The 17,983-nt window shown below is 68.9% G+C and carries 12 protein-coding genes; 7 read left to right on the top strand and 5 right to left on the bottom strand.

Features of this window, described 5'->3' with window-relative positions; genetic code table 11:
- Positions 1 to 3 precede the first annotated feature (3 nt).
- From BLS50_RS30175 to BLS50_RS30150, 6 genes are all read left to right on the top strand, one after another.
- A complete protein-coding gene (locus tag BLS50_RS30175) occupies positions 4 to 1,290 on the top strand; it encodes a c-type cytochrome (RefSeq protein WP_074806976.1) in 1,287 nt (428 codons plus the stop codon).
- Entirely contained in the window at positions 1,287 to 1,787 is a 501-nt protein-coding gene (locus BLS50_RS30170) for a (2Fe-2S)-binding protein (protein ID WP_006498476.1), read from the top strand. The genes BLS50_RS30175 and BLS50_RS30170 overlap by 4 nt, the downstream gene beginning before the upstream one ends.
- Positions 1,787 to 4,048, top strand: coding sequence for a xanthine dehydrogenase family protein molybdopterin-binding subunit (locus BLS50_RS30165; RefSeq protein ID WP_074806973.1), 2,262 nt, complete (start codon positions 1,787 to 1,789; stop codon positions 4,046 to 4,048). Before BLS50_RS30170 ends, BLS50_RS30165 begins: the two co-directional genes overlap by 1 nt.
- 102 nt (positions 4,049 to 4,150) lie before the next feature.
- On the top strand, positions 4,151 to 5,068 hold the full coding sequence (locus tag BLS50_RS30160; RefSeq protein ID WP_006481367.1) for a LysR family transcriptional regulator: 918 nt from the start codon (positions 4,151 to 4,153) through the stop codon (positions 5,066 to 5,068).
- Positions 5,069 to 5,249: 181 nt separating this feature from the next.
- Positions 5,250 to 6,467, top strand: a complete 1,218-nt coding sequence (locus BLS50_RS30155; protein WP_074806969.1) for an MFS transporter — start codon at positions 5,250 to 5,252, stop codon at positions 6,465 to 6,467.
- 78 nt (positions 6,468 to 6,545) lie between these two features.
- Positions 6,546 to 7,658, top strand: a complete 1,113-nt coding sequence (locus tag BLS50_RS30150; protein WP_074806966.1) for an alkene reductase — start codon at positions 6,546 to 6,548, stop codon at positions 7,656 to 7,658.
- Positions 7,659 to 7,731: 73 nt separating this feature from the next.
- Here BLS50_RS30150 and BLS50_RS30145 read toward each other — a convergent pair whose 3' ends face one another.
- The 3 genes from BLS50_RS30145 to BLS50_RS30135 all read right to left on the bottom strand — a co-directional run bounded on the left by BLS50_RS30145 (position 7,732) and on the right by BLS50_RS30135 (position 13,464).
- A complete protein-coding gene (locus tag BLS50_RS30145; RefSeq protein ID WP_027811175.1) occupies positions 7,732 to 8,406 on the bottom strand; it encodes a hypothetical protein in 675 nt (224 codons plus the stop codon).
- Between the two features lie 93 nt (positions 8,407 to 8,499).
- Entirely contained in the window at positions 8,500 to 10,494 is a 1,995-nt protein-coding gene (locus tag BLS50_RS30140; RefSeq protein ID WP_080486951.1) for an amidohydrolase, read from the bottom strand.
- 48 nt (positions 10,495 to 10,542) lie between these two features.
- Positions 10,543 to 13,464, bottom strand: coding sequence for an ATP-binding protein (locus tag BLS50_RS30135; protein ID WP_074806962.1), 2,922 nt, complete (start codon positions 13,462 to 13,464; stop codon positions 10,543 to 10,545).
- Between the two features lie 398 nt (positions 13,465 to 13,862).
- Between BLS50_RS30135 and BLS50_RS30130 the strand changes: the two genes are divergently transcribed.
- Positions 13,863 to 14,783, top strand: coding sequence for a helix-turn-helix domain-containing protein (locus BLS50_RS30130; protein WP_074806960.1), 921 nt, complete (start codon positions 13,863 to 13,865; stop codon positions 14,781 to 14,783).
- A 30-nt stretch (positions 14,784 to 14,813) separates the two neighbouring features.
- Here the strand turns inward: BLS50_RS30130 and dld are convergent, their stop codons facing one another.
- Both dld and BLS50_RS30120 read right to left on the bottom strand, forming a co-directional pair.
- Entirely contained in the window at positions 14,814 to 16,556 is a 1,743-nt protein-coding gene (dld, locus tag BLS50_RS30125; protein ID WP_074806957.1) for a D-lactate dehydrogenase, read from the bottom strand.
- Between the two features lie 306 nt (positions 16,557 to 16,862).
- Positions 16,863 to 17,852: an alpha/beta hydrolase fold domain-containing protein gene (locus BLS50_RS30120; RefSeq protein WP_074806953.1), complete on the bottom strand. Its 990-nt coding sequence runs from the start codon at positions 17,850 to 17,852 to the stop codon at positions 16,863 to 16,865.
- Between the last annotated feature and the right edge of the window lie 131 nt (positions 17,853 to 17,983).

Raw genomic sequence — 17,983 nt, 5'->3', positions numbered from 1 at the left:
CGCATGAAGCACAAACGACTCTGGTTCGGCGCGGCCGGCATCGCGGTCGTCGGCCTCGCGGTCGCGATCGGCATCATGGTGCGGCCGTCGATCGCGCCGATCGATCCGCCCGCCCCGGCTTCGTTCGATCCGCAACTGGTGCGCGCCGGCGCACGCGTCGTCGCACTCGGCGACTGCGTCGTATGCCACACCGCGAAGGACGGCAAGCCGTTCGCGGGCGGGCTGCCGCTCGCGACGCCATTCGGCACGATCTACGCGACCAACATCACGCCGGACGCCGAAACGGGCATCGGCCGCTGGTCGCGCGATGCGTTCGCGCGAGCGCTGCGCACCGGCATCGGACGTAACGGCCAGCCGCTCTACCCGGCGTTTCCGTACATTCATTTCACGCGGATGTCGGACGACGACATCGCCGCCGCGTACGCGTACCTGATGACGCGTGAACCGGTACGTGCGAAGGCGCCCGCCAACGACCTGATCTTTCCGCTGAACTTCCGCCCGCTGGTCGCGTTCTGGAACGTGCTGTTCCTGCGCGAAGGCGCGTATCAGCTGGACCCCGCGCAGTCCGCGCAATGGAACCGCGGCAGGATGCTCGTCGACGGGCTCGGCCACTGCGCGTCGTGCCATTCGCCGCTGAATGCGATCGGCGGCGAGCAGCGCGGCCGCGCGTTCGACGGCGGCATCGTCGACGGCTGGGAAGCGCCGCCGCTCAATGCGCTCGGCCAGGCCGCGCGCCCATGGACGCAGGCGCAGCTCGTCACCTACCTGCGCACCGGCCGCGCGAGCGAGCACGGCGCGGCGGCCGGGCCGATGCTGCCGGTCACGCGCGACCTCGCGACGGTGCCGGTGGAGGACGTCGAGGCGATCGCCACCTACATCCTGTCGATCCAGAAGCCGGCGAACGCGCGAGCGGCCACGGCAACGGCCGCTGGCGAACACACCGCGACGACGCCGGCCGCGCAACGCGGCGCGACGCTGTTCCAGGCGTCGTGCGCGCAGTGCCACGGGCCGGCCGCGCCGATGCAGTCGATCGGCGAGCGGCCGACGCTTTCGTTCAGCACGGCGGTCAACGCCGATACGCCGCGCAACGCGATCCAGATGATGTTCAACGGCATCGGCTGGCACGGCGAGGACACGCTGAATTACATGCCGTCGTTCATCGACCAGTACGACGACGCGCAGATCGCCGATCTCGCCGCGTACGTGCGCGAGACCTATACCGATCGTCCCGCGTGGTCCGGCGTCGACGCGATGGCCGCGAAGCTCAGAAAAGAGGACACCGCACGATGATTACCCTCACCGTCAACGGCGTGCGGCACACGCTGGACATCGATCCTTCCACGCCGCTGCTGTACGCGCTGCGCAACGACCTGCACCTGCATGGCGCGAAGTTCGGCTGTGGCCTCGGTCAATGCGGCGCCTGCACCGTGATCGTCGACGGCAAGCCGACCTTCTCGTGCCTGATGCCGGTGGCCGCGGTCGGCGCGCGCAGCGTGCGCACCATCGAAAGCCTCGGCACCGCCGAGCATCCGGGCCCGCTGCAACGCGCGTTCATCGAGCACCAGGCCGCGCAGTGCGGCTACTGCATCGCCGGGATGATCATGCGCGCGCAGGCGCTGCTCGAACGCAATCCGAAGCCGACCGAACAGGAGCTGCGCACGCACATGGAACCGAACCTGTGCCGCTGCGGCACGCATATGCGGATTCTCGCGGCGGTGCGCTCGGTCGCGGGGCTGCCGGCCCCCGAGCCCGCTTCCGCTCCCGTCACGATCAGCAAGGGGCTGTGATGAATTCCCACGACGACATCGACGAAGGCCGCCGGCACTTCATCGTCTCCGGCGCGCTGTTCGTCGCGTTCAGTCTCGCGCCCGCGTCGCGCGCGGCCGCGCAGCTGGTGATCGCCGACGAAGGCGCGGCCGTGCACGTGGCGAAGGCCACCCAGGCGCTCGCGGGCAGCCTGAAGACCAATCCGCTGCTCGACGCGTGGGTCAAGATCGCGCCCGACGGCAAGGTCACCGTGTTTACCGGCAAGGTCGAGCTCGGCACCGGCGTGCGCACCGCGCTGCTGCAGGTGGCCGCCGAGGAACTCGACATGAAGCCGTCGCTGATCACGTTCCTGACCGCCGACACCGGCGCGTCGCCGGACGAAGGATTGACCGCCGGCAGCCACACGATGGCCGACAGCGGCTCCGCGCTGCTGAACGCGACCGCGCAAGTGCGCGCGCTGCTGGTGGAAGGCGCGGCGAAACGCTTCGGCGTCGATCCCGGCGTGCTGACGACCGCCGACGCGGTGATCAAGGCGCCCGACGGCCGCACGATGACCTACGGCGACGCGATCCGCACGGTCGACCTGCATCGCAATGCCGCGCCCACGTCACCGTTGAAGAACCCGGCGACGTTCGCCGTGATCGGCACGTCGCTGCCGCGCGTCGACATCCCGAACAAGGTCACGGGCGGCGTCAGCTACGTGCAGGACATGCAGTTGCCCGGCATGCTGCACGCACGCGTCGTGATGCCGCCGGTGTACGACGCGACGCTGCTGTCGTTCGACGAAGCCGCGATCCTGAAGCTGCCCGGCGTCGTGCGGATCGTGCGCAACGGCAGCATGCTCGCGGTGGTCGCGCAGGGCGAGTGGCAGGCGGTGGTCGCGCAGCGCGCGCTCGCCGCCGGCTGCCGCTGGTCGCCGGGGCGCAAGCTGCCCGAGCGCGGCACCGTGCACGCGGACCTGAAACGGATCTCGACGCAGCGCATCGAGATCGCGAACACGCATGCGGCCACCGCGCCGGCCGTGAAGACGCTGAACGCGACGTTCCTGAAGAACTACCTGCTGCACGGGTCGATCGGGCCGTCGTGTTCGGTCGCGCATATCGAGAACGGGATGATGACGGTGTGGACCCACTCGCAAGGCGTCTACCCGCTGCGCGACGCGCTCGCGGAGATGCTGTCGATGCCGAAGGCGAGCGTGCGCTGCATTCATACCGAGGGCTCCGGCTGCTACGGCCACAACGCGGCGGACGACGCGGCCGCGCACGCCGCGCTGATCGCCGCCGCGATGCCGGGCAAGCCGATTCGCGTGCAATGGATGCGCGAACAGGAACACACGTGGGATCACTTCACGCCCGCGATGGTGACCGAGGTCAGCGCGTCGCTCGATGCGGGCGGCCGTATCGTCGACTGGAACTATGCGTTGTGGAGCAGTTCGCACAACGAGCGGATCGTCAATGCCGGCCGGCTGCTGCCCGCGCGCATGCTCGAGCCGCCGTTCGTGCCCGCGCCGTCGACGCCGATGCTGCAGCCGGAGGGCGGCGGCGACCGCAACGCGATCCCGCTGTATACGCTGCCGAACCAGCACATCGTCAACAACTTCTCGCCGACGATGCCGCTGCAGACGTCCGCGATGCGCTCGCTCGGCGCGCACACGAACGTCTGGGCGATCGAGAGCTTCATGGACGAGCTCGCGCACGCGGCCGGCGTCGATCCGGTCGAGTTCCGGCTGCGTCACATGGAAGACCATCGCGCGCGGCAGGTGATCCAGCTCGCCGCGAAGCACTTCGGCTGGCCGCGGCCGCCGCGCGCGCGCAATCGCGGCGTCGGCTTCGCGTTCGGCAAGTACAAGAACCTGATGGCCTACGTCGCGATCGCGGTCGAGGTGTCGGTCGTGCCGGAAACCGGCCAGGTGACGCTCGAACACGCGGAAGCCGCCGTCGACGCGGGCCAGATCGTGTCGCCGGACGGCATCCGCAACCAGATCGAGGGCGGCATCGTGCAGGCCGCGAGCTGGACGCTGTACGAGGCGCTGAAGTACGACACGGAACGGATTCGCAGCTTCGACTGGAGCAGCTACCCGATCCTGCGCTTCTCGGCCGTGCCGCAGAACGTGAAGGTCCATCTGGTCAATCGCCCCGGCGCGCCGTTTCTCGGCGCGGCCGAGGCGTCGATGGGGCCGACCGCCGGCGCGCTGGCCAACGCGATCTTCGACGCGACCGGGCAGCGCATGCGCGAAATGCCGTTTGCCGGCGACGCGCTGAGAAAGCGCATCGACGCCTAGCGGGTCGGTCACACCGCTACGCGCCCCCTATATCCGACATGAGACAAGACGGCGCCGGCACGCACCGGCGCCGCATGCCGACCGGCTGGAGAACTTCCGACGATGGATACCTTGCTTTCGATGCGCGTGTTCACGCGCATCGTCGAAACCGGCAGCTTCACGCGCGCCTCCGACACGACCGGCCTCACCACGCCGCGCGTGTCCGCGCTGCTGAGCGCACTCGAGCAGCATCTCGGCTGCCGGCTGCTGAACCGCACCACGCGGCGCATCTCGCTGACCGAGGATGGTCAGGCCTACTACGAACGTTCCGTCGCGGTGCTGCGCGAGATCGACGACATGGAGGCGTCGGTCTCGCAGGCCCGCAACGTGCCGCGCGGCCGGCTGAAGGTGAACCTGCCGCCCGCGATGGCGAAGCAGGTCGTGGTGCCCGCGCTGCCGGCGTTTCTCGACGCCCATCCGGACATCATGCTCGAACTGGGCGTGACTGACCGGCAGATCGACCTCGTCGGCGAAGGGGTCGACTGCGTGGTGCGCATCGGCGCGCTCGACGATTCGGGCATGATCGCGAAGCGGATCGGCAGCCTGACCACCTGTACGTGCGGCTCGCCTGCCTATTTCGCGCGGTGCGGCGAGCCGCAGACCGTCGACGACCTCGCGCAGCACGTCGCGGTCAGTCACATCTCGGCCGACACCGGGCGGCCGCGCCCGTGGGACTATGTCGTCGACGGCGAGCCGCGCATCGTGCAGATGTGCGGCACGGTGGCCGTCAACGACGCGGACAACTACATCGAGTGCGGCGTCGCCGGCATCGGGCTGATCAAGACGTCGCTGTACCTCGTCGAGCCTTACCTGAAATCGGGCCGGCTGCGCGAGGTGCTGACCGATTTCAACGCGCCGGCCCGGCCGATCTCGGTGCTGTATCCGCCCAATCGCCACATCCCGGTCAAGCTGAAGGTGTTCGTCGACTGGCTCGCGGGCCTGTTCGAGCAGATTCCGACGCTGCAGGGCAAACGCGGCTGAACCCGCGCGGCGCGGCACCTTTGCGTGCCGCGCAACGCTCGATTGCGCGGCGTCCCGATTCCGGCCTGAGCGATTGATCACTAGTATCGACGGCAATGCGGTGCACCGTATCGCGGCCAGGCGAGCTCCATGCCGGCGCGACGCTCCGGTGCCCGGCCCTTCCCTTTTCCAGGAGTCGACCATGTCAACGGATTCAACACCGCTCGCGCCGCCCGCGCACGGCGTCAAGCTCACGCAGGGGCTGATCCTGCTGTTCGCGTTCGGTTGCGGCGCGATCGTCGCGAACCTGTACTACGCGCAGCCGATCACCGAGCTCATCGCGCCGGGCCTGCACATGTCCGGCAACACGGCGAGCCTGATCGTGTCGCTGACGCAGATCGGCTACGCGCTCGGGCTGTTCTTCATCGTGCCGCTCGGCGACCTGCTCGAAAACCGCAAGCTGATGATCGTGACGGCCATCGTGTCGATCGCGAGCCTCGCGGCGGCGGCGCTCGTACGCACGCCCGGGCTCTTTCTCGCGATTTCGCTGCTGATCGGCTTCAGCTCGGTGGCCGTGCAGATCCTCGTGCCGCTCGCCGCGCACCTCGCGCCGGACCATTCGCGCGGCCGCGTCGTCGGCACGATCATGAGCGGGCTGCTGCTCGGCATCCTGCTGGCGCGGCCGCTGTCGAGCGTCATGGCCGACGCGTTTGGCTGGCGCTTCGTGTTCGCGGCGGCGGCCGTGCTGATGACGCTCGTCACGGCCGTGCTCGCGCTGACGATTCCGTCGCGCCAGCCCGATCACCGCGCGACCTATTTCGAACTGATCGGCTCGCTGCTGCACCTCGTCCGCACGATGCCGGTATTGCGCCACCGCGCGTTCTACCAGGGCCTGATGTTCGCGTCGTTCAGCCTGTTCTGGACCGCCGTGCCCGTCGAGCTGACGCGTCACTACGGGTTGTCGCAATCGGCGATCGGCCTGTTCGCGCTGGTCGGCGCGATCGGCGCGACCTCGGCGCCGGTGGCCGGGCGCCTCGCGGATGCCGGCCATACGGTGCGCGCGACGCTGATCGCGCTCGTCGCCGGCGCGCTCGCGTATGCGGTCGGGTTCGTGCACGGCACCGGCCTGTACGGGCTCGTCGTCACCGGCATCGTGCTCGACTTCGCGGTGCAGATGAACATGGTGCTCGGCCAGCGCGAGATCTATGCGCTGCACGCGGCAAGCCGCAACCGGCTGAATGCGCTGTACATGACGAGCATCTTCGTCGGCGGCGCCGTCGGCTCCGCGCTCGCGAGCCCGCTGTACGAGCATGGCGGCTGGCCGCTCGTCGCCGCGGTGGCCGGCGCGTTCCCGATCGTCGCGCTCGCGCACTACCTGCTCGTCGGCCGGCCGCACGCGCAACGCCACGCCGCGGGTTGACCCGCCGTCACACGCCGAATCGATCCGTTCGCGGGGCGCGCCGCCGCCCCGCTCCCCGTCGAACCACAGGAGTCCATCATGTCTTCCCTGCTCAGTGCTTACGATCTGCGCGGCCTCGCGCTGCCGAACCGCGTCGTGATGGGGCCGATGACGCGCTCGCGCGCGCCGTCGCGCGGGCTGCCCACCGAACTGATGGCCGAGTACTACGCGCAGCGCGCGTCGGCCGGCCTGATCGTGACCGAAGCCACCAACGTCAGCCGGGCCTCCGCGGCATTCGAGCTGACGCCGGGCCTCGTCGACGATGCGCAGGCCGCCGCCTGGAAAATCGTCACCGATGCCGTCCATGCGAACGACGGGCGCATCTTCGCGCAGCTGTGGCATGGCGGGCGCGTCAGCTCGCTGACGCTGCTCGGCGGCGCCGCGCCGCTGTCGCCGTCCGGCGTGAACGACGACCTCGAACAGTTGCAGGTCTGGGCGCAGCTGCAGAACGGCTACTACACGAAGATTCATGCGACGCCGTCGCGCGCGATGACGACCGATGAAGTCGTCGCGACCGTCGACGAATTCCGGCAGGCCGCGGCACGCGCGATGGCCGCGGGCTTCGACGGCGTCGAGATCCACGCCGCCAACGGCTACCTGCCGCACCAGTTCCTGTCGTCGACGCTGAATCGCCGCGACGATCGCTACGGCGGATCGGTCGCGAACCGCGCGCGCTTTCTGGAAGAAATCGTCGACGCGGTCGGCGGCGTGATGCCGCTGAGTCGCGTCGGCGTGCGCATCTCGCCGTACGCGAAATACAACAACGTGCGCGACGCCGATCCGGACGCGACGCTCGCGTACGTCGGCCGGATGCTCGACGCGGCGGGCGTCGCCTATCTGCACGCGGCCGACACCAACGGCTGGAGCGGCGAACCCGATCTGCCGCGCATCGTCGAGCACGCGCGCCGGTCGTTCCACGGCACGCTGATCGTCAACGGCGGCATTTCACCGGAGGCGGCGAGCGCACTGATCGACGCGGGCGACGCCGATCTCGTCGCGTTTGCCCGCGCGTATATCGCGAACCCGGATCTGGTCGAGCGCATCGCGGCCCGCGCACCGCTCGCGCAGCCGAAGTCGATCGGCTGGTACGGCGGCGAGCGCGCCGGCTACGTCGACTACGCGCGGCACGACGCGGCGCAATCGCCCGCCTGACCCGCGCATGCGGGGCGCGGCGGCGCGCCGCGGCCGGCCGTGGGTCCGGCTGCCGCACGCCGGGCCGGCGCCGTCACGTATCGTTCCACCGCGCGCCCAGCACGCGCCCGCAGAAATTCGGCCGATGAAAGTCGGGGTCCGCGCGTTCGAGCACGTCCGCGCTCCAGGTACCGAAGGTCGACTGCGGCCGATGCTCGACACCGCGCGCGACCATGTCCAGATACGCTTCGCGAAAACCGCTGCCGCGCGGGTAAGCCGCGAGCAACGCCGTGCGTTCGTCGGCGGTATAGGCGTCGAAGTCGGTCGCCATCAGGTCCGTCGACACGGCGCACGCGAGTGCGCGCGCAAGCGGCGACGCGCGGGCGGCCACCCCCGGCGTCGTATGCAGCGCGACCGCGTGCCACACGTCGTCGCGCATGCGCCGCGACCGACGATGCCGCAGCAGCAGCGCGTGCGCGGCGTCCGCGCCGTCGAGCTCGTAGCGTTCGGTCGAACGGCAGTACGCCGGGCTCAATCCCATGTTCGCGTACATCGCGGCGACGTACAGTGCGTCGGCGTCGCACGCGTCGCCTGCACGCCGCGCGGCGAGCGACGCGAACACGAACACGCGCGCCGCATGAGCGGCGAGCGCGGCGGGCAACGACGCGCGGGCCGCGTCGGCGGCCTCGACCGTCACGGGCGTGCGCGGAATGCGCACGCCGGCCACTTCGTCGCCGGTGGCCGATGCGCGCGGGTGCGCAGCATTCATCCTGTCTCCTTCATGCCCCGTGCACGGGGCGGAAAATCGTTCGATGCACGGCGGCGCCCGGCGCGCAGCGCGTCGCGCACCGGCACGCGCCGCTCAAAACGCGACGCAGCAGCGGCCGAAGGCTTCGCAGCGCTCGGCGGCCGCACTTGCCGTCGGATAGCGCGGTCGCGCGAAGCGGCGTCCATCACCGCGCGCACGGCACGCATCGACGCCGGGCACCACGCAAGCGTCGCCCGCCGCCGACGCATGCGAACGGTCGCGCACGGCGGCGTCTGCCGCGCAGGCGCCGCCGCCTGCGGCGACCGGCGACCACGCGGGGCTGACGGGCGGCGGCGGCGGCGCAAGCGGCGAGAATTCCTGTTCCGCGTGCACGACCCTGCCGTCGACGACCGTCAGCACCGACGACAGCGTCGGGATGCGCCGCACGTCGATCGTGAAGTAATCGTCGCTCAGCACCGCGAAGTCGGCATACCGGCCGGGCACGAGCGCGCCCTTGCGATGCTCGTCCGCGGAGAACCACGCGCTGCCGGCCGTGTAGCGGCGCAGCGCCTCCATCCGGCCGAGCCGGTTGCGCGCCGGGTACAGCGCGGTGCCGCCCACGCTGCGCCCCGACACCATCCAGTACAGCGCGACGAACGGGTTGTAGCTCGCCGCACCCATCGCGCCGGACCCCGCGCCGACCGGCAGCCCGGCCGCGAGCATCGCGCGGATCGGCGGCGCGCGCGTGGCCGCCGCCGCACCATGGCGCGCGATGAACGCTTCGCCCTGGAACGCCATGCGCGGCTGCACGGTGATGCCGCCGCCCAGCGCCGCGACCCGCGCGATATTGGCGCCCGAAATCGTCTCGCAGCGGTCGAAGCACCAGCGCAGCCCGTCGAACGGCGTGTCGCGGTCCACCGCTTCGAACACGTCGAGGAAGCGGCCGATCGATTCGTCGTAGGTCGCCTGTAGCCGGAACGGCCAGCGATGATGCACGAGCAGCCGGACGACGGCCGCCAGTTCGACCTCGACGGACGCGGGCAACTCGACGCGCGGTTCGAGGAAATTCCCGAGATCGACCGCCGAGAACAGCAATCGCTCGCCCGCGCCGCTCGCGCGCAGGAACGCGTCGCCGTCGCCGGGCGCGGTCAGCGCGATCCATTTCGCGAAATCGTCGAGCTCCCGGCCCGCGTGCCGCGCGCCCAGCGCATAGGCGATGCGCGTCGTCAATTCGCCGCGCCGCGCGAGCGTCGCGACCGCCGCATAGTCGTCCGGATACGCGAGGCCGTCGCCGCCGGCGTCGATCGCGCTCGTCACGCCGACGCGGTTCAGCGCGTGCATGAACTGCCGCGTCGAGTTGACCCGGTCGGCCGCATCGAGCGTCGGCGCGCGGGCGAGCACCGCGCCCAGCACCGCCGGGTCCGGACGCGCGAGCAGCAGCCCGGTCGGCCGCCCATGGCGATCGCGCCGCAGTTCGCCGCCGGGCGGATCGGGCGTGTCGCGCCCGTAGCCGAGCGCGCGCAGCGCGGCCGCATTCAGCCACGCACTGTCGGCCAGATGCTGGACGAATACCGGCGTGTCGGGCGCGATCGCGTTGAGCTCGGCCGTCGTCGGCCCGCGCTTTTCCGCGAACTGCAGCGCGGTCCAGCCGCCCGCCACGCGCGCCCAGTGCGGCGCGGGCGTGCGTCGTACCTGCCGGCCCAGCAGCTCGAGCGCGTCGGCGAGCGACGGCACGCCGTCCCAGCGCACCTCGAGGTTGAAGTTCATGCCGCCGCGGATCGCCTGCAGGTGCGCGTCGATCAGCCCCGGAATCACGGTACGGCCGTGCAGGTCGATACAGGCGGTGTCGTCGTGCGCATGACGCAGCACGTCGCGATCGTCGCCGGTCGCGACGATGGTCCCGTCCTTCACGGCGAGCGCACGGACGAACGAGCGCTGTTCGTCCTGGGTCGCGATCTTGCCGTTGAACACGACGAGGTCCGCCGAACGCGCGGGTTCCGTCGCTCTAAGCACCGTCGGGCCTCCGGTGCGCGCCTGCGCGCGGCGCGGCGCGGGCCGCCCTGCTGCTCGTCGAACGCGGAAAAGCGGCCGCACCGCACGCATCGGCATGCATGCTGCGATCGCGCGGCCGCGCGGCCGTACCGGGTTCGCGCATCGTCATGCCGCCTGCTGCGCCGCGTCGGCGGTGTCGCGTCGCGCACGCGTCAGGCACGGCGCGAGCGGCGCACCCTGACGCACGAAGCTCTGCACGCGCAGCAAACGGCGCACGTCGTGGGCGCGCGAATGCGGATCGAAGTGCCGCGCGACGCCGGCGACCAGCGCCGACGCCTGCGCGGTGTGCCCGCGCTCGATCAGGTGATCGGCGAGATCGAGCGAGCTGCGCAGCGCCCACATCGCGGCGCCCTGCGCGTTCGCGGTCTGGATCGCCATCTGCAGATGGCGATGCCCGTCGGCCTCGTACGCCGCGGCGAGATCCGCGCCGACGATGCGCGCCTGTTCGAGCATCGCGACGCCTCTCACGCGCAGCAGTTCGGGGACGAACAGGTGCTCGCCGTGCGCGCGGCAGCGTGCGAGCGTCGCATCGAGCCGGGTGCACGCTTCATCGGCGCGGCCGGTCCGCACGAGGCCCTCCGCGTATGCGACGGTCAACGGCGCGAGCACGCGCCGGAAGCCGCTCGCCTCGACGCGCCGCAGCGCGGGCTCGAGTCGGGCCAGGCCCGCGCCGGGATGGCCGGCCTGGATGTCGAACTGGCCGGTCAGGCATTCCGCGTGACTGCGCCAGATGTCGAAACCGTGTGCGTCGGCGGTCGCGCGCAGCGTCGCGAGATAGTCGGACGTGATGTCGTGATCGCCGTAGCGCAGCGCGATCGGCACGGCGGCAGCGCCGAGCACGATGCACAGCGGGAGCGGCGACGGGCCGTGGCGCGCATGCTCGACCGCTTGCGCGGCGACCCGCATCGCGTGCTCGGGCTCGCCCTGCATCCACAGCAGACGGATCAGCATCGTGCGCCCCAGCGTCGCCATGTCAACGCCCAGCGCGGCCTGCGCGCACGGCGGTTCGCTCGCGTCGGCCAGCTCGGCCGTCGCCGCCTCCAGCCGCTCGCGCGCCTGCGCATGCTCGCCGAAGTAATGCAGCGACGTCGCGACCATCGTGTTGGCCAGCAACCGCTGCGACCGGTCGCCGCGCCGCTCGGCCGCCCGCTCGAAGCGCGTCGCGTAGCGCAGCGATTCGTGAATGTCCGACAGCGTCAGCATCGTGTTCCACAGCCCGACTAGCGCGCGCGCGTCGAACGCATCGTCGCCGATGTGCGTGGCGAGACCGAGCGTGCGGTCCCACATCGCGGCGGCGGCCAGTGCGTCGCCGTCGGTATGCAGCAGCGCCGACGCGCAGGCCGCCCGCAGCCGCATCTCGCGCGCGGCATCGACCGGGCCTGCCGCGCCCGTGTCCAGCCCGTCGAGTACCTGGCGCGCACGCGCCGTGCATGCGCGCATCCGCGACGGCTCCAGCAGCGCGCGCGCCAGCCGGTCGGGCTCGGGCACGCCTCCGGCTTCGGCGGCGTCCACCGGCTCGTCCACGGCCGGCGCGGGCGCATCGGCGGGCGGCACGTCGGCGAGCAGCACGGGCGCCGCGGGAGGTGCGCCCGCCCGCTCGCGCTCGTACGCCGCGTGGCGCGCGACGATGCGCTCGAACTCGCCCTCGTTGTGCAGTTTTTCGAGCGCGTACGCACGCGTCGATTCGGTCAGCCGGTAACGCGCATACGCACCATCGAATTCGACGGTCACCAGCGATTTCGCCACCAGCTCGCCGAGCACCGCGATCATGTCCGCGGCCGAGGTGCCGGGCTCGGTCGCGACCGCGCGCGCGGCATCGAACGAAAACGGCCCGATGAAGCACCCCATCCGGCGAAACAGCGCGCGCGCGGCCCGGTCGAGCAGCACGTAGCTCCAGTCGAACGTCGCGCGCAGCGTCTGATGACGCGGCAGCGCCGAGCGCAGCCCGCCCGTCAGCAGGTTCAGCCGGTCGTCGAGGCGCGACGCGACGACCGCGAGCCCGAGCGTCGCCACGCGCGCCGCGGCCAGTTCGATCGCGAGCGGCAGCCCGTCGAGGCGCCGGCAGATGTCGCCGATCAGCCGCACGCCGGCTTCGTCGACCGCGCAATCCGGCGCGGCCGCGCGCACGCGTTCCAGGAACAGCTCGACGGCCGAACAACGGACGATTTCCGCGGCGGACGCGTTGCCGTCCGGCACCGCGAGCGGGCTCATGCGCAGTACCGCTTCGGCCGAGATGTGCAGCGGCTCGCGGCTCGTCACGAGCACGCGCAGCGAGCCGGCGCTCGACGTCAGCGTTTCGACGAGGCTCGCCACCAGATCGACGATGTGCTCCGCGTTGTCGAGTACCAGCAGGCAGCGCGACGTCGCGAACGCGTCGCCGATGCGGTCGATGGCGGGCACGCCGGGCGTATCGAGGCCGAGCGCGGCGGCGAGCGCGATCAGCATGTCGTCGCGCGTCGACGCGCGCGCCAGTTCCACGAACAGCACGCGCTCGTGCGCGCGGCTGCGCACGCCGTGCGCGACACGCACCGCAAGACTCGTCTTGCCGATGCCGCCCGCGCCGACGAGCGTGATGACCGGCGTGCGTTCGAGCATGTCGACGATCTGCGCGATTTCGGCGTCGCGCCCGACCAGCGGCGCGAGCAGCGACGACGTGCAGGCATCCGGCAGCGCCGCAACCGCCGGCGGTACGGCGACGGCCGGCGCTTCGGCCGCGGGCACGAGATCCGGTCCGGGCGACGCGCTCGCGACCAGCAGATAGCCGCGCCCGGGCACCGTCTTGATCAGGTCGCGGCTCGCGCCGAGCGCCTTGCGCAGCGTGGCCACATGCACCTGAAGCCGGTTTTCCTCGACGATCAGGCCCGGCCAGACCGCGTCCATGATGTCGTCTTTCGACACGACCGAACCGCTCGCGCGGTGCAGGACTTCGAGAATGTCGAGCGCACGCGCGCCGATGCGCAGCGACGCGCCGTGGCGGCGAATGTCGCGTTGCTCGAAGTCCACCGACAAAGTTCCGATCTGGATCATGGCCGCCTCCGGGTTCCTCGGGATGGCTGGCGAATGAACGCGGCAGTTCACCCGGCAGGAAGTCCGCGTCCGGCGCACCCTTGCACCGGACGAAAATGTCGAATTCCGGACCGAGTGTAGACGGGCATGCCGTGAAAATCTTGAAGGAAAATGCGCTGCCCGCGCGTTTCGCGCGGACGCGATCGGCTCGATCACTTGCGTGTAAAAGTAGGGCGCTATACTCTGCCGGGCCGCGCGCGCAGGCGTTGCGCCGGGAGATGCACTCACCGCGCACACACATTGAAAGCAATTTGTCAGGATGGCGAGCGGACGTTTATGCAAATTCATTTTGAACGTTCGCATGCGCATCTAAACTGGACTCGTCATTTCACGCTCCGAGTCCCTCGCTGGGGAATTCCATGTCAGACACCGTCATCGCCGCGCCGGTGGCATCGCCTCCGCGGCGGCCGAAAGACACGCTCGGCTGCGTGTCGAGCCTGCTGGCGAAGGATGTCGAGACGACATCCGGCGGCCTGAAGCTCCACCGCAAATGCATGCGCGAAGCGCACGTCGAACGCATCGAGATGCCCGCGTGCGACCGCGGCTTCCTGGTCGGCGTGTCGCTGACCGGCGGCCACCGCCGCACGCTCTACGGGCGCGCCGGCGCAAGCGAGCGCCGGTTCCAGCATCACTCGATCTACATTCGCGATTTTTCCCGTCATTTCCATGCGGATCTGTACGGCAACTTCGACTTCGTGCTGGTCGAGCTGCCGCATGCGTATCTCGAACGCGTCGGCCCCGAGCACGGCGGCCAATCGATCGGCGGCCTCGCGTGCCGCCCCGACGTCCGCGATCCTGTGCTCGGGCATCTCGCGCACGCGGTGGCCGACAGCCTCGACGCAGGCGGCCCGCTGAACGCGCTGTTCATCGAACAGGTCGGGCTCGCGATGGGCACGCATCTCGTGCGCCGCTACGGCAACGCGCGCACGCGCGAACTCGAACGCAAGGGCGTGCTGTCTGCCGCGAAGGTGGCGCGCGCGCAGGAGCTGTTGATGGAAAAGGCGGACGTCGGCGTGTCGATCGAGGAAGTGGCGAACGAATGCGACCTGTCGCGCGGTTATTTCATCCGCGCGTTCTCGCGCACCACCGGCCGCACGCCGCACCAGTGGCTGCTCGAACAGCGCGTGATGCGCGCGCGCGAGCTGATCGAGACGTCCGACATGACGCTGGCCGACATCGCGGTCGCGTGCGGCTTCTCGGACCAGAGCCATCTGAACCGCGTATTCGCGCGGATCGTCGGCTATCCGCCCGGCGTGTGGCGGCGCACCCGGTCGCGCTGAAGCATATCGGCCTGGCGCCGCTCCTATCGATCAGCCTTCCCGGTAGTTCGCGAATTTGGATGTATGTCCGATGCCGGGATTGAAGCAATTGCACGGATCCAGGTCCATGTAATGCTGCTTCAACGCGGGTTTGGCGAAGTAGAGATGACCCACGTTGTGCTCCGCCGGGTATTCAGCCCCACGGCTGTCGAGGATCTTCCACATCTTGTGCTCGATCGACATCGGGTCGCCCCCCTTCTTGACGATGTAGTCCTGATGAAACACATGGCACAAGAAGTGGCCGTAGTAGAGCTTGAGGATGAGCGGGCTCTGGATGTCGTCCGGAAGCGTTTCAAACCACGTCTTGCAATTCCGAGGCAACGCGATGTCCAGCGCCAGAATGTTCTCGACCTCTCGCGTGTGGACCGCGCGATACCGGTTGGCTGCGCCGGCTGCCGCGAATCGATGCAAGAACGCCTTGTCGCCTTCGTCGTCGGTACATTCGAAGAAACCACCGTCTCCGTCGGAAAAGAACTTCTCCAGGAATGACCTCGCCTCGGCGGCGCCGGCGGCCGAGACCTTCAGAAGAAGGTGGTGCTCATACTGACGGTGATAATCCTTGATACGCGCAGGGAGGTGACTCGGGAAGAGCCTGCCGAGCCCCTGCATGACCCGATCCGACAGGTGTGACGGCAGGAACGGGATTCGATCGAAGAACGCGTCGCACCTGGCTTTGATGGCAAAGAGCTTCGGCAGGAACGCCGTGCCAAGATAGTGAATCATCAGGAACGTATCCTTGCCATACTTCTCGGCGACGGCAAATGCGTCCCGGTGGAGATACTCTCCGGAGATCGGCATGTGCTCGAAGTCGGCCAGGACACGCCTGCGGATTTCGCTCAGTTCGTCGGCGCTGTTCGTGCCGATATAGAAGACCTTCGCGCCTTTCTCCACCGGGAAGGTATCGAGCCGCAGGGCAAACACCATCACCTTTCCCGCCGAGCCCGACGACTCGTAGAGCCGGGAAGGATCGGCATTGAATCGGGCAGGTGTAGGCTCGTCGATTTCGCGTACGTGCGAGACGTATTTGTGATCATGGCCGAACCCTGCGTCATGACTGACGTCCGCGTCGGTGAAGGTGCCATCGTCCAGTTTCTTGAGGAGCTGCTCCTCGTTGCCATCCAGTGCAATGCCGAGGTGGTTGACAAGGTTGAGATTTCCGTCCGCATCGACGCGCGCATAAACCGACATTTGTGTGTATGCGGGACCACGTTGCACGAGTGCGCCGCCCGAGTTATTGCAGACGCCACCGAATACCGAGGCGCCGATACAACTCGAGCCGATGACGGAGTGCGGTTCTCTTCCCAACGGAAGAAGCAGGTTTTCGAGCTCGTACAAGGTTGCACCAGGCAAGCAAACGACCTGCTTTCCACCGTCGACCAAGTAGATTTTGTCGATCCGCGTCATGCTCACGATGACGATATCGCGATCATAGTCGTTGCCGTCAGGGGTTGAGCCACCGGTAAGACCCGTATTGGATGCTTGGGACAGAACGATAACGTTGGCTTCGACGCATGCCTTCAACACGCGCCACTGCTCAACGAGGGAAGCAGGTCGTACGACTGCGAGAACCTTCCCGGCGCCAAAGCGAAAACCGGTGCGATAGCGGCGGGTGTCGCCGTCGGTCGTCAGCACGTATTGCTTCCCAACGACGGATTCGAGTTTCGAAAGAAGTTGGGTAGGGTCAGTGCGCTTGCCTAGGGTGGCTGCGGCTGGAAATTCGAGAGTTGTGGACACTCAATCGCTCCTGGTTCAGGGATGGGCCATCCAGTTGACGTCGGGCGGAATTCGTGGAGGCCAACGGGCTAAGCAGCGATCTGATTCGGAACCGACAATTTCGCCGCTGTACAGATCCTTCAGCCCGGCAAGATGCAGCCGGTCCTCGTCGGGTCGGTCACGCCTAAATTAGAGGACGCCTCCCCACCGACGACAACTTAATCGTTATGACGGAAACGCGCTGCCGCTCGATTTCCTGAACGGATGGGAAGGTCGAGCTTCGGCGTTCGTCAATGCACTCGACTGACATATCGATCGATCCCCTATTCAGGGTCCGCGTAGCGTCGCGCGGATCGTGCCGCATGCCAATCGCAATGCCGCCTCGGTGGGCGGCGTGTCGGCGAGGCCATCGAGCACCGTGAAAGCGTGAATCGTGCCGAGGCAGCGAACCGCGCTGACGCGAACCCCGGCAAGCATCAGCTTGCGGGCGTAGGCTTCGCCGTCGTCGCGTGCGGCATCGTTTTCCGCTGTGACGATCAGCGCGGGAGGCAGGTCTTCGAGATCCGTGTAATTCGCGTTTAGCGGCGTCGCGATCATTTCGCCGAGGTTTTCGGACGGAAAGCGCGTCCGTGCGTGCATGCGCCCGGTGTGCGCGGTCAAGCCGGGATCGTCGGCGTATCTCGCTGCCGAGGCGCTCGCCGTGCTTGTGGAAAGCGTTGGACACAGCATGATCTGAAGCGCGATACGGGGACCGCGGCGCGCCTTGACGAGCAGCGCGAGGGTGGCGGCGAGATGACCGCCCGTGCCTTCGCCGGCGACGACAAGGGCGCCTCCGTCGAGATTCAATGCCCGTGCGTGCTCGTGCAGATGGACGAGCGCGGTCAACGCCTGCTCGTTTTGGGTCTGAAAGCACGCAGCGGGCGCGGACGTGTAATCGACCATTACGACGGCCGCCTCGGCGTCGGTGGCAATCCTGCGCGCGAGCCGGTCGTCGCTTTGGCGACCCGCGAAGCTCGCGCCGTCCGGCAGGAAGAGCACGGCGGGCAGCGGAGTCGGCGCCGCCTGCGGCGGTCGCACGATCCGTATTGTGAAGCCCGGGGCCGCGGCGCCAGCTTTCAGCGCGATTTCTTCCGCGCATATCGCGTCGGTCGCATCGTCGTTTGCCCATTCGCGCAGACGCTCTGCCGGAACCCCTGCCTCGGTGGCATGGTCGACGAACGATTGCGTTGCCGCATCGAGGACCGGATACGAGTCCGCGGATCTGATCAGGCCCGGTGCGGCGTCTTCGGGCAGACGGGCAGACGTGAAATCGTTCATGGGGCAGTTTCCGATGAGTGAGGCTTGCTTGTCGATCCGGCACCGTTGGCCGTCGACGGAACAAATTTTCATCGGATTCCCGCACGAGCGACAGTTAAGCGTTGCTAAGAGGCGTTAAGCCCGTGTCCAGC

Source organism: Burkholderia orbicola (genome assembly GCF_900100915.1).
GTDB lineage: Bacteria > Pseudomonadota > Gammaproteobacteria > Burkholderiales > Burkholderiaceae > Burkholderia > Burkholderia orbicola.
This window is presented reverse-complemented; position numbering and strand designations above follow the sequence as displayed.

What these genes read in the sequence shown, in the direction of transcription:
- BLS50_RS30120 (WP_074806953.1), bottom strand. Translation starts at nt 17,852, where the DNA reads ATGAACGATTTCACGTCTGCCCGTCTGCCCGAAGACGCCGCACCGGGC.
- BLS50_RS30170 (WP_006498476.1), top strand. Translation starts at nt 1,287, where the DNA reads ATGATTACCCTCACCGTCAACGGCGTGCGGCACACGCTGGACATCGAT.
- BLS50_RS30140 (WP_080486951.1), bottom strand. Translation starts at nt 10,494, where the DNA reads ATGCCGATGCGTGCGGTGCGGCCGCTTTTCCGCGTTCGACGAGCAGCA.
- BLS50_RS30135 (WP_074806962.1), bottom strand. Translation starts at nt 13,464, where the DNA reads ATGATCCAGATCGGAACTTTGTCGGTGGACTTCGAGCAACGCGACATT.
- BLS50_RS30145 (WP_027811175.1), bottom strand. Translation starts at nt 8,406, where the DNA reads ATGAATGCTGCGCACCCGCGCGCATCGGCCACCGGCGACGAAGTGGCC.
- BLS50_RS30165 (WP_074806973.1), top strand. Translation starts at nt 1,787, where the DNA reads ATGAATTCCCACGACGACATCGACGAAGGCCGCCGGCACTTCATCGTC.
- BLS50_RS30130 (WP_074806960.1), top strand. Translation starts at nt 13,863, where the DNA reads ATGTCAGACACCGTCATCGCCGCGCCGGTGGCATCGCCTCCGCGGCGG.
- BLS50_RS30150 (WP_074806966.1), top strand. Translation starts at nt 6,546, where the DNA reads ATGTCTTCCCTGCTCAGTGCTTACGATCTGCGCGGCCTCGCGCTGCCG.
- BLS50_RS30160 (WP_006481367.1), top strand. Translation starts at nt 4,151, where the DNA reads ATGGATACCTTGCTTTCGATGCGCGTGTTCACGCGCATCGTCGAAACC.
- BLS50_RS30175 (WP_074806976.1), top strand. Translation starts at nt 4, where the DNA reads ATGAAGCACAAACGACTCTGGTTCGGCGCGGCCGGCATCGCGGTCGTC.
- BLS50_RS30155 (WP_074806969.1), top strand. Translation starts at nt 5,250, where the DNA reads ATGTCAACGGATTCAACACCGCTCGCGCCGCCCGCGCACGGCGTCAAG.